The organism is Streptomyces sp. MBT65, from assembly GCF_016612545.1.
Lineage (GTDB): Bacteria > Actinomycetota > Actinomycetes > Streptomycetales > Streptomycetaceae > Streptomyces.
In genome coordinates this window covers 1-11,133 of the sequence record NZ_JAENRY010000380.1, presented here as the reverse complement: position 1 = coordinate 11,133, position 11,133 = coordinate 1, and the positions used below count along the sequence as shown (strand labels likewise).

The 11,133-nt window shown below is 71.9% G+C and carries 11 protein-coding genes and 1 pseudogene; 1 reads left to right on the top strand and 11 read right to left on the bottom strand.

From position 1 onward, the window contains the following. Positions 1 to 185: pseudogene (locus tag JHN63_RS53455) on the bottom strand (MarR family transcriptional regulator); the annotation flags it as partial. A gap of 200 nt (positions 186 to 385) precedes the next feature. Here JHN63_RS53455 and JHN63_RS45395 point away from each other — a divergent pair. Next, positions 386 to 586 (top strand): hypothetical protein, encoded by a 201-nt coding sequence (locus JHN63_RS45395; protein ID WP_200690991.1) that lies wholly within the window; start codon positions 386 to 388, stop codon positions 584 to 586. A 481-nt stretch (positions 587 to 1,067) separates the two neighbouring features. On the opposite strand, the gene JHN63_RS45390 is transcribed toward JHN63_RS45395, so the two are convergent. The 10 genes from JHN63_RS45390 to JHN63_RS45345 form a co-directional block, all read right to left on the bottom strand. Beyond that, a complete protein-coding gene (locus JHN63_RS45390; protein WP_019073292.1) occupies positions 1,068 to 1,958 on the bottom strand; it encodes an RNA polymerase sigma factor SigF in 891 nt (296 codons plus the stop codon). A 268-nt stretch (positions 1,959 to 2,226) separates the two neighbouring features. Continuing rightward, a complete protein-coding gene (locus JHN63_RS45385; protein WP_200690990.1) occupies positions 2,227 to 3,075 on the bottom strand; it encodes an RNA polymerase sigma factor SigF in 849 nt (282 codons plus the stop codon). Positions 3,076 to 3,226: 151 nt separating this feature from the next. After that, entirely contained in the window at positions 3,227 to 3,520 is a 294-nt protein-coding gene (locus JHN63_RS45380; protein ID WP_200690989.1) for a Dabb family protein, read from the bottom strand. Between the two features lie 22 nt (positions 3,521 to 3,542). Continuing rightward, a complete protein-coding gene (locus tag JHN63_RS45375) occupies positions 3,543 to 3,719 on the bottom strand; it encodes a hypothetical protein (RefSeq protein ID WP_019073295.1) in 177 nt (58 codons plus the stop codon). 152 nt (positions 3,720 to 3,871) lie between these two features. Beyond that, entirely contained in the window at positions 3,872 to 5,068 is a 1,197-nt protein-coding gene (locus JHN63_RS45370; RefSeq protein WP_200690988.1) for a sugar MFS transporter, read from the bottom strand. Next, on the bottom strand, positions 5,065 to 6,558 hold the full coding sequence (locus tag JHN63_RS45365) for an FAD-dependent oxidoreductase (protein WP_200690987.1): 1,494 nt from the start codon (positions 6,556 to 6,558) through the stop codon (positions 5,065 to 5,067). Before JHN63_RS45365 ends, JHN63_RS45370 begins: the two co-directional genes overlap by 4 nt. Further along, a complete protein-coding gene (locus JHN63_RS45360) occupies positions 6,555 to 7,124 on the bottom strand; it encodes a hypothetical protein (protein WP_200690986.1) in 570 nt (189 codons plus the stop codon). Before JHN63_RS45360 ends, JHN63_RS45365 begins: the two co-directional genes overlap by 4 nt. Beyond that, on the bottom strand, positions 7,121 to 8,551 hold the full coding sequence (locus JHN63_RS45355; RefSeq protein ID WP_200690985.1) for an aspartate aminotransferase family protein: 1,431 nt from the start codon (positions 8,549 to 8,551) through the stop codon (positions 7,121 to 7,123). Before JHN63_RS45355 ends, JHN63_RS45360 begins: the two co-directional genes overlap by 4 nt. Next, on the bottom strand, positions 8,544 to 10,055 hold the full coding sequence (locus tag JHN63_RS45350; RefSeq protein ID WP_307782141.1) for an NAD(P)/FAD-dependent oxidoreductase: 1,512 nt from the start codon (positions 10,053 to 10,055) through the stop codon (positions 8,544 to 8,546). The genes JHN63_RS45355 and JHN63_RS45350 overlap by 8 nt, the downstream gene beginning before the upstream one ends. Beyond that, the coding region (locus JHN63_RS45345; RefSeq protein WP_200690984.1) for a glycosyltransferase family 2 protein at positions 10,052 to 11,133 on the bottom strand (1,082 nt) is incomplete at its 5' end. The genes JHN63_RS45345 and JHN63_RS45350, both read right to left, overlap by 4 nt.

The following is an 11,133-nucleotide window of genomic DNA, read 5'->3' as shown; positions in this document are numbered from 1 at the left end:
TCCGACTGCCCCGGCGGCTCCGCGGCCGTACTGACCCTGCTCGGCCGGTACGGCGACATGCGGATGAGCAAGGCCGCGGAGCCGCCGGGGCAGTCGGACGGCAGGATCCGTCCCAGCTCCCTGCGTACGGCGCCGAAGGCACTGAACTGACGCATCAGCTCCTCGTACTGCGCCTGCTCGGCCATCACACCTCCCCTGACCCTTCATGTTCGTTGCTTAGGGCAACCATAAGAGAGGTTGGTTGCTACAGGCAAATAAAACGGGGTGGGTGCGGCGTAAAAAGTTGGCAAAGGCAAGCGTTTCTGAACGTAAACCCACAGGTGGGGGTGGTCGCGCGAGGCCCCGCACTTGGGTGTCCCCCGGGGATTCGCTAGTGTCTCGCCCCATGGCAAACACCCAGGGCCCCGAGGGCAACTACGACCCCGCCGGCAGCACCCAGATGTTCCGTGCCTTCGTCGACGAGACCCCCCAGGGCGGACCGCAGCAGCAGACCGCCGCCTCCGCCGGACCCCGCGTCGGCCTGATCATCGGCGTCGTGGTCGCCGTGCTGGTCGTGGCGGCGGTGGTGTATCTGGCGGCGATGTAGCGCCGACCGCGCTGCCAGGTTTTTTCGTGCCCGCGCCGGCCGCGATCGGCGCGGGGGCTGCCTTGCGGGCGGATCGCCCCGGCCGAGGGCGGCAAGGGCCGTCGTAGGGCTGGCTGTTGAGGTCGGTGGCGGCGCATGCGTGCTGCTACGGCCGGACTTGGCGCCCGAGGTGGAGCGGCCGGGGCGGTGGGCCGGACGCCGGTCCTGGTGTGGGTCCGGTTCTTGAAGTCCCGGTCGTGGCGGTCGACTTGGGGTCGGCCGGCGGTATCGGTGTCACGCTGCCGGGCGGGCGGGCCGTCGTAGTGGATGGCCGGGATGGGGCGATCGCCGCGCGATCATCGTCGCCGTCGTCTCCGCTGTGCGGACGACGGCCGCCGACGCACCCGATGGGGGTGCCTCGGCGGCCAGTTGTCCGTGTCGTGCCACTGCGGCGTGGCAGTTGACGATTCTTCACACAGGGACCCTTGTGACCCTGTTGGGGTCAGTCCGAGATCAGGCCCTCGCGCAGGGTGGACAGGGTGCGGGTGAGGAGGCGGGAGACGTGCATCTGGGAGATGCCGACCTCCTCGCCGATCTGTGACTGGGTCATGTTGGCGAAGAAGCGCAGCATGATGATCCGGCGCTCGCGGGGCGGGAGCTTGGCGAGGAGGGGCTTCAGGGACTCCCGGTACTCCACGCCCTCCAGGGCCGTGTCCTCGTAGCCGAGGCGGTCCGCCAGGGAGCCCTCGCCGCCGTCGTCCTCGGGGGCCGGGGAGTCGAGCGAGGAGGCCGTGTACGCGTTGCCGACCGCGAGGCCGTCGACGACGTCCTCCTCGGACACGCCCAGGACCGCGGCGAGTTCGGGGACGGTGGGCGACCGGTCCAGCTTCTGGGAGAGCTCGTCGCTGGCCTTCGTGAGGGCCAGCCGCAGCTCCTGGAGGCGACGCGGGACCCGCACCGACCACGACGTGTCGCGGAAGAAGCGCTTGATCTCGCCCACGACGGTCGGCATCGCGAACGTCGGGAACTCCACCCCGCGTTCGCAGTCGAAGCGGTCGATCGCCTTGATCAGGCCGATCGTGCCGACCTGGACGATGTCCTCCATCGGCTCGTTGCGGGAGCGGAAACGCGCGGCGGCGTAACGCACCAGCGGGAGGTTGAGCTCGATGAGGGTGTCCCGTACGTAACCGCGCTCGGGGCTGTTCTCGTCGAGTGCGGCGAGCCGCAGGAAGAGGGAGCGGGACAGGGTGCGGGTGTCGATGGCTCCCGTGGTCGGGAGGGCCGGGGCCGGTACGGCGGGTACGGCCTCGAGGACCGTAACGGCGTCGAGTGCGGGCTCAGCCTCGCTCTTGGTGAGCGTGAGCACCTTCGAGCTGCCCTGGTCTGCGGACATGCCACCCCCTTTGGGTCGCGGGACGGTCGCGGCGATCGCCCCCGTCGGGGGAGCGGTGCCTTCACCTGAATACCGGAGCCTGGGCCACGGCAAACGCGCTTCCGGCAGAATGTCACATGTCGGCAACACGCTGTAGTGACATGTCGACTTGTCTGTTACGAATCGGCCCTGGAAAAAGGGGGTCTGACGGTTTTTCAGCGCAGAACTGTCGGGAAGTGGCCTGGTGGGCGATTCGTTCGTAACGGTGACAGCTCGCTCGCGCTTTCGGTTATGCCTCGATGCGGTTCGCGGAGCGCAGTCGCTGGAAGCTGCGCGCGAGGAGCCGGGAGACGTGCATCTGGGAGACGCCGAGTTCCGCGCTGATCTGTGACTGGGTGAGGTTGCTGTAGTAGCGCAGGAGCAGGATCCGCTGTTCGCGCTCCGGGAGTTGGACGAGGAGATGGCGGACGAGGTCGCGGTGTTCCACGCCGTCCAGGGCCGGGTCCTCGTAGCCGAGCCGGTCGAGGAGGCCGGGCAGTCCGTCGCCCTCCTGGGCGGCCTCCAGGGAGGTCGCGTGGTACGACCGCCCGGCCTCGATGCAGGACAGCACCTCGTCCTCGCCGATGCGCAGCCGCTCGGCGATCTCGCCGGTGGTGGGGGTGCGCCCGAAGGCGGTCGTCAGATCCTCGGTCGCCGCGTTGACCTGCACCCACAACTCGTGGAGCCGGCGCGGGACATGGACCGTGCGGACGTTGTCACGGAAGTACCGCTTGATCTCGCCGATCACGGTCGGCATCGCGAACGTCGGGAACTGCACGCCCCGGTCCGGGTCGAAGCGGTCGATGGCGTTGATCAGACCGATGGTGCCGACCTGGACGACGTCCTCCATCGGCTCGTTGCGGGAGCGGAAGCGGGCGGCGGCGTAGCGCACGAGCGGGAGGTTCGCCTCGATGAGCGCCCCGCGCACCCGGTTGTGCTCCGGCGTACCCGGCTGGAGCCCCTTGAGCTGGCCGAAGAGCACCTGGGTGAGGGCCCGGGTGTCGGCGCCGCGGCTGCGCGGCGGAGCGGCTGCCACCGGGGGCTGGACGGGTGCCTCGTCCTGGGGCGGCGCTGTACTGGCCGACACGGTCAACGCCACACCTCTTCAATAGGTCAACTCATCCGTCAAAAGCGGTCATAGCATCACAAGACATGTGCACTGTGTGCAAGCACCGCCTAATACCTTGTTAAGCCGTGTTGAGCAACAAAAGCCCCCTGCCGTGACAGCAGGGGGCTTTCGGGTGCGGTGCTCAGATCTCGTAGTCGGCGATCACCCACGTGGCGAACTCGCGCCACAGCACGACGCCGGCCTGGTGCGCGGGGTGCTCGACGTACCGCTTCAGCGCGTCGGCGTCGTCGACCGCCGAGTTGATCGCGAAGTCGTAGGCGATGGGGCGGTCGCTGATGTTCCAGCCCAGCTCCCAGAAGCGCAGGTCGTCGATCAGGTCGCCGAGCGGGCGGAAGGCCTCGACGCCGGCGACGACGCGCGGGTCGTCGCGCCGGACGCCCTCGTTGAGCTTGAACAGGACGAGGTGGCGGATCATCTGCGCGCTCCCGGGTGGTCGGCTACTGCGCCCCGTCGGCCAGCCAGGTCATGAAGTCGCCGATGGCCTTCGCGGCGTCCGATATGCCCTCGAAGCCTATCTGGACGTAGTCGGCCGCCTTGGACGGGTCCGTGATGATCACGTACAGCGCGAAGACCACGAGCACATAGACGGCGATCTTCTTCGCGTTCACCGCCATCGCGGCCTCCCCTGTGACTCCTGTGCCCCGAGGGCCCCCTGCTGCCGGCCGCGAGTGTAACCTTCACCGCCCCCATATGGACCAACGGCCCGCAGGTGGAAGCCTTTTGCCGGCCCGAGGGGGCGGTGCGGGAGGCCTGCCCCCGGTGCCGCTCAGACAGGTCCCCGCTCGCGGGTGGAGCGGTCGATCCACATCGACGTGCCCAGGCACGCCACCGAGATCACACACAGGACCAAGGGCACCGAGCGCGCCCCGGCCGACTGGATCATCGCGCCCAGGGCGGGGCCCGCCGCGACCCCGCCCAGCATGGAGGCCGCGATGACATGGGCGCCGGCCCGGCGGGCCAGCGGGACGGTGCGGGTGAGCCAGGGCAGGCCGGTGGGGAAGATCGGGGCGATGAAGAGGCCCACGCCCGCGTACATGAAGGGGGCGACGGCGGGGACGGTGGCCGCCGCCAGGCACACGGCCATGCCCGCGCAGCTGACCTTGATGATCACGTGTTCCGGCCAGCGCAGGGTCAGCGGGACCACCAGGAAGCGGCCCACCGTCATCATCAGCCAGAACACGGAGGTCGCCGAGGCGGCGAAGCCCGCGCCGTAGCCGACCGACTCCAGGTGGGTGGGCTCCCAGCCGCCGACGCCCGCCTCCACGCCCACGTGCAGGACGTAGAGCGCGATGAACGCGGCCAGCAGGAGCCAGACCCTGACGTGCGGTGTGCCGCCGGCGGTCCCCCGGGGTGCCGGCGGGGGCGGTGGGTTGTGCTGGCGCACGCCGCGCAGGAAGAGCAGCAGGACGGCCGACAGCACACCGCACGCCGTGAAGGCGACGGCGTAGTGGTCCGCGCCCAGGGCTCCGATCAGCGCCGGGCCCGCCACGGCGCCGATGCCGAAGAACGCGTTGAGGATGTTGAGCATGGCGGTGCTGCGGTTGCCGAAACCGATGGCGAACAGCTGGTTGAGGCCGTAGTCGATGCCGCCGAAGCCGAGGCCCGCGACGAACGCCGCGGTCAGCGCCAGCGGCCAGGTCGAGGCGAGCGCGAAGCCGAGGGAGCCCGACGCCATGAGCGTGTAGGAGACGCCCAGCAGGGTGCGGTTGCCGACCCGGTCGTGGGCGCGGTTGAACGCGAGGACGCCGGCCACCCCGCCGACGAAGTGCGCGGTCAGGCCGACACCCGCGGCGGCCGGGGAGAGCCCGAACTCCTCACGCAGGGCCGGGATCGAGGGGCCGTAGAAGGACTGGAGGGCGCCGATCAGGGCGAAGCCGACGCAGGAGGCGACGAAGGCGGCGGTGGTGAACAGCCGGATCTCCGGTCCGGTCGCCGTGGGCCGGCGCTGTGCCATCTCCGTCATGCCACTGTCCTCTCGTCCTCGATGAAACGGGCGGTGATCTCGTGGGCGAAGGCCATGATCGTGCCCTGCGGGCTGATGCCCGTGACGCCGGGGAGGACGGCGGCGTCGCACACGCGCAGGCCCTCGAAGCCGTGCGGCCGGCCCCGCTCGTCGCACACCCCGCCGCGCTCCGCCCGGGCCATCCGCGCGGACGCCATGCCGTGCACCGACACCAGTTCCCAGTCGCCGGGCCGGACTCGGCGGCAGAACTCCTCGACCTCGGCCATGGTGCTCAGCGGCGGCGCTGAGGAAACCGGGGGCGTCAGCCGGTCGGCGCCGGCGGCGAGGAGCAGACGGGAGCCGATGCGGAACGCCTCGACGAGAGCGCGGTGGTCCACGGTCGTCATGCCGTGCCGCAGCAGCTGCCCGCCGCCGGGCAGGGCGCGCACGGTGGCCGTGCCGTGCAGCCGCACCTGCGTGGTGTAGACGCCCAGCCGGTCGTAGTCGTCGAGGTACCCGGCGACCTCGGCCGGGCTGCGGCCGGCCAGCGCGGCGGCGAGCGCCCCGCGCGAGAGGTTGGACGGCATCATCAGGATGCCGCGGTCGCCGAACTCCTTCAGCTGCGCCGTGAAGATGGTGCCGTCCTGCGCGTCCACCCGCTCCGGGAAGCGCGCGACGGTCCGCAGGTTGACGTGGAGCGCCAGCTCCCGGCCCGCCCGGCGCCGCTGGACATGGCTGCGCTGGAGCAGGGCGGGGGTGCCGAGCGGGCCGGCCGCCAGGAACACCGCGCGGGCCCGGTACTCGGTGCGGGTGCCGTCGGGGCCGGTGGCGAGCGCCCCGCGCACGGTGCGGCCGTCGTGCAGGAGGCGCAGGACACGGGTGTCCGGGCTGATGCGGGCGCCCAGCGCCTCGGCCCGGGGCAGGTAGCTGACTGCCATGCTCTGTTTGGCCCCGGTGGGGCAGCCGGTGGTGCAGCGGTTGCGGTGCAGACAGCCCTGGACGACACGGCGGGCGTGCTGCCAGCGCCAGCCGAGGCGGTCGGCGCCCGCCGCCAGGAGCCGGGAGTCACGGTTGGCGTCGGGGCCGCCGTGCTGCTGCACGATCGCGCCGAGCCGGGCCGCGACCGTCTTCAGATGGGGCGCGAGGTCCGCCGCGCGGTAGCCGTCGATGCCGGACACCGCCGCCCAGCGCGCCAGCAGCGCGGGCGGCGGATCCCACAGCAGCCCGCCGTTGACCAGGGTCGTGCCGCCGACGGCGCGCCCCTCGCCGTAGACGATGGTGGGGGTGCCCAGGACGGGGGTGAGTCCGCCGTTGCGGTACAGGGTGCGCATGTTCTCGGCCGGGCCGGCCGTGGCGAGGGCCGCGGTGGAGACCCGGGGGCCCTCCTCCAGGACGGTCACCGAGCGGCCCGCCGCCGCGAGTTCGAGCGCGGCCACGGAGCCGCCCGCACCCGAACCGATCACCAGGACGTCCGTCTCGACGGTCCGCCGCCGCCCGTCTCGCGCCCTCACCGGGCCACCTCCTGTCCGCTACGGCCGTCCAGGGCGCCCAACAGGGCGAGCGCGGTGCTCGACCGGACGACCTCGCGGAAGCCCGGCAGCGCGGCCAGCGTCCCCAGGCCCGGCCGCCCGTCCCCGGCGCCGTCGGCCGGGCGGCGCAGCGAGCGCCCGCCGGTCGTGAGCCAGTACGCCAGGGGCAGCGCCCGCAGGACGGCCGCGTAGCCGGCGCGCTGGGTCAGCGGCAGCGTCCGCAGGGTGCCCAGCAGATGCGCCTCGGCCGCCGCCATCGCGGGCGCCTCGCGCAGGTCGGGGTAGTGGCGCCGCCAGTACGGGCGCAGGCCGCTCGCGTGCAGGGCGGCGCGCATCGGGCCGTTGGCGCGTGTTGTCGCGGCCTCTTCCGGGTCGGGGTGGTGGCGTCGTCGGTATGGGCGTAGGCCGTTTGCGTGGAGGGCGGTGCGCGGTGGTCCGTCGGTGCGTGGCGTCGCAGCCTTCTCAGGGGCGGGGTGGTGGCGTCGTCGGTATGGGTGCAGGCCGCTCGTGTGCAGGGCGGTGCGCAGTGGTCCGTCGTCGCGCGTCACCGCGGGCTCCTCGTCATCGCTTTCTCCTTTACGAGGTCCGCCAGCAGCCGGGGTGCGCCCCGGTCGAGGACGGCGTCGAGGGCGTCCAGGAAGAGGCGGGCCTCCTTCTCGCCGGCCACCAGCGGTGGCGACACGATCAGCGCGATCTCCTGGTTGGAGCCGAAGAAGGTGAGGACGTCGTGGTCCCGGTAGAGCGCGGCGATCACCGCGCTGGTGAGCAGCTTGGCGAACGCCTGCGGGTCCCTTGCCAGTTGGACGGGGATCCGGTCCCGCACGGCGGCCGGCAACCGGGGTCCCGGACGGAGCCGGACGCCGTGCAGGGCGCCCCGGCCGGAGGTGCCCGCCACGAGGGAGGGGTGGCGGGCGGCGATGTCGGCGAGACCGGGCGCGAGGATCTCCTCCAGGGCGCGGGCCCGTTCCGGGAAGTCCTCCTCGACGGCGACCGCGACCGCCTCCAGCGCTGTCGCCGTCTCCTCGCCGAAGCCGTAGTACGTGGTGCTGTGCAGGGTGGCGTCGCGCAGATTGTCGTAGGCGGCGCGGAAGAGCGGCTCGCGGGCGATGTAGCCGGAGATGGAGGATTTGCCGCCGCCGAACGACTTCGACGTCGTCACCACGTCGGGGACCAGGCCTGGGTGGTGCATGAAGTGGAACAGCCGGCCCGTCTTGCCCCAGCCCGTGTACACCTCGTCGAAGACCAGCACGATGTCCCGCTCGGTGCACAGTCGGCGCGCCTCGTACAGGAACTCTGCGGAGCACTCGCGCAGGCTGGAGGCGCTGAACGGCTCCAGCACCACCGCGTACACGTCGCTGCGCCCGCGTTCGTCGGTGTGCCGGTCCAGGGCGAGCCGGAGGGACTCGAGATCGCCGTAGCCGAAGGAGTCCGTGCCCGGCAGCCGCGGGTACGCGAAGTGGATCTCGGGGGACGCGGTGAGGCTGCCCGCGCCGAGCAGCTTGCCGTGGAAGGCGATGTCGGTGTGCAGCACGGTGCCGCGCCGGCCGCCGTGGTACTTGTACGCCAGTTTGACGGCGCCCTCGACGGCCTCGGCGCCCGAGTTCGGGAAGTACGAGATGTTCAGGTCGCCGGGGAGCAGCGCGGCGAGGTTGTGGCCGAGCGCGGCGACGTAGGGCGACAGGTAGTTCTTGTGCACCTCCATGCGCCGCCGCCGCTGGAACCGCTCGCGGGCCGCGAGGATCCGGGGGTGGTTGTGGCCGTGGTTGAGGACGCCGACCCCGCCGGTGAAGTCGAGGACGCGGCGCCCGTCCCGCAGCTGGATCCAGGCGCCCTCGGCGCTGTCGACGAGGTCGCGGCCGAAGCCGAAGGAGCCGATCAGCGAGACCTGGCTGTGGCTGACGTGCTTTCCGTACAGGTCGTGGATCTGGTCGATGCCGAGGCTCTCGGCCTGGTCGAGGGTGAGCAGCTCAGGCACGGGAGGTCGCCTCCGCTCGCCGCGCGGCCACGCCGCGGGCGGTGCGCAGCCGGTCGGCCATCAGCAGTCCGGCCCTACGGCCCTCGCGGACGGCGTAGTTGGTGCCGCGGTCCTCCGGGAAGACCTGCGCCATGCTCGCCAGGTACAGGCCGTGCACGCCGGTCCGCGTCGGGGGCATCGCCCGGGTGTAGCCGGGGGTGATCACGGGCTGGGCGTACTCGGCACGCCAGACGTGGTAGTCGTCGACCCAACTACGGTCGAAGCCGGGGAACATCCGGCGCAGGTGCGGGAGGCTGTACGCGAAGACCTCCTCGTCGCTCATCCGGTACAGCTCGGCGTCGGCCGGCAGGTACTTGGAGAGGTAGACGACGTGCCGGCCGCCGTACCGCCCGGGGGAGTCCATGTTGGTGTGCTCGATGACGCCGACGTAGGGGAACGAGGGGTCGTTGACGTTGAGCCAGTAGGTGTCGGAGAGCCTGCGGTTGTTCTCCAGGACCAGGCAGACGTTGGCCAGGTAGCGGATGGCGCGCAGTTGCCGTTCCAGGGCGGGCAGCGCGGGGTGGCCCGGATGAGCCGGATGGCCCGGATGGGTCGGGTCGTCGGGGCCGGTGTCGGCGAGCAGGTTCGCGGCGATCTCGGGGGCGACGGTGAGCAGGACCTGCCGGGCGGGCAGGAGCGTGCCGTCCTCGGTGCGGACGCCGGTGACGCCGGTGCCGTCGGTGGTCACCGCGGCGACCGGGGTGCGGGTGAGCACCTCCACGCCGAGTTCGGCCAGCCGTCGGTGCAGGGCGTCGACCAGGGTCTCGCTGCCGCCGCGCAGGTAGTAGAGGACCTCGTTGCCCGACTTGGTGCGGCTGCCGCCGCGCAGCGCCAGCTTCGTCCACATCCAGGTGGCCCCGACCTGGCCGGCGTACTGGCCGAACTTGCCCTCCAACAGGGGGCGCCATACGACGTCGTAGACCCGGCGTCCGCCGAGGGACACCAGCCACTCCTCGGCCGTGCGGTGCTCCAGGGCGCGCCAGTCGGTGACGCGCCGGGCGCGCACGGCGAGGAGGCCCAGGCGCAGGCGGTCCAGGGGCGACAGCGGGGTGAAGCGCAGCAGGTCCAGCGGGCGGGAGAGGCGGTGGACGGTGTTGGCGTAGTACATGCCGGTACGGGTGAGGTGGGGCTCTACGGCGTCCGAGGTGCCGAGCCGCTCGCACAGGTCGAGCATCTCGCGGTCGGAGGCGAACCAGTGGTGGTAGAAGCGTTCGATGCGGCGGCCGTCGCCGACGTCGAAACTCCCGGCCAGGCCGCCTAGTTCGCTCTCGCGCTCCACGACCGTCACGCGGTGTCCGCGCTCGGCGAGTTCGAGGGCGGCGGAGAGGCCGGTGAAGCCGCCGCCTACGACCACTGCGTCCCGGGTGTCGCCGCCTGGTGCGGGGGTGTTCGTTCCGCGGGGGGCGGTGTTCCTACCGGGGTCGGTGTTCATACGGGGTTCGGTGTTCCTGCGGGCGGTGGTCATGCCCACTCCTTCACTCGGGCCAGGGGGGTTGCCTGCGCGGTGGTGCCGCGGTGCGAGTCGGTGCGTTCCATCACGAGGTAGGGCGGGCGGTCCTGGACCTGGCGGAAGACGCCGATCAGGTACTCGCCCAGCACTCCGCAGGCCAGCGACTGCGCCCCGAAGGAGCCGAACCGGGCGGCCTGTCGGACGTTGCCGCGGGCCAGCGCGGCGCTCGCGCCCACCAGCGAGGCGGCGCCGAGACAGGTCGGGATCCGCAGCGGCAGGGCGGAGGCCCCGGAGAGGATGCCGGTGCGGGAGAGCGCCAGCATCTTGGGCAGCGTGTACTTGGTGGTGCCGGCGCCGCGGGCGTCCCGCTCGTAGGCGATGCTCGTCTCGGGGTAGCCGGTCCAGCTGATCGCGCCGCGCAGGAACAGCTCCTTCTCGCCGAGCGAGGTCACGAAGTCGACGACCTTGCGGTCGAGGAGCCGGAAGTCGCCTGTGTCGAGGGCGACGGGCTGGTCGCTGAGCCTGGCCAGGAGCCGGTAGTAGAGGTAGGCGGTGGACTTCTTGAGCCGGGTCTCGCCGTGGCGGGCGGCGCGCCGTGCGGAGACGATCGACCAGCCCTTGAACCACTCCTCCGTCATGCTCGGGATCAGCTCGGGCGGGTCCTGGAGATCGGCGTCCATCAGGACGACGGCGTCCCCGGTGGCCTCGGCGAGGCCGGCCACGGCGGCGGCCTGGTGCCCGAAGTTGCGGCTGAAGCGGACTCCGCGCACGACGTGGCCGGGGGTGTCGGCGGGGGCCTCGGCGACGAGGTCCCGGATGAGCGGCCAGGTGCCGTCGGTGCTGCCGTCGTCGACGTAGACGATCTCGTGCGGGAGGTCGCGCAGGGCGCGGCCGAGGCGGTCGTGGGTGCGGCGCAGGACCTGCTCCTCGTTGTAACAGGGCAGGACGACGCTGATGAGGAACGAGCGCGGGGGTGTGGCGCTCGGCTGGTCGGTAGCGATGTGAACCCCTCCTGCGATGTGGTGCGGAGTTGGCGGGATGCGCTGCGCTGTTCGGTCGGGTGCCTGGGGGGTGGGGTGGGGTGGAGTGGGGT

What these genes read in the sequence shown, in the direction of transcription:
- JHN63_RS45395 (WP_200690991.1), top strand. Translation starts at nt 386, where the DNA reads ATGGCAAACACCCAGGGCCCCGAGGGCAACTACGACCCCGCCGGCAGC.
- JHN63_RS45390 (WP_019073292.1), bottom strand. Translation starts at nt 1,958, where the DNA reads ATGTCCGCAGACCAGGGCAGCTCGAAGGTGCTCACGCTCACCAAGAGC.
- JHN63_RS45380 (WP_200690989.1), bottom strand. Translation starts at nt 3,520, where the DNA reads ATGATCCGCCACCTCGTCCTGTTCAAGCTCAACGAGGGCGTCCGGCGC.
- JHN63_RS45375 (WP_019073295.1), bottom strand. Translation starts at nt 3,719, where the DNA reads ATGGCGGTGAACGCGAAGAAGATCGCCGTCTATGTGCTCGTGGTCTTC.
- JHN63_RS45370 (WP_200690988.1), bottom strand. Translation starts at nt 5,068, where the DNA reads ATGACGGAGATGGCACAGCGCCGGCCCACGGCGACCGGACCGGAGATC.
- JHN63_RS45350 (WP_307782141.1), bottom strand. Translation starts at nt 10,055, where the DNA reads ATGACCACCGCCCGCAGGAACACCGAACCCCGTATGAACACCGACCCC.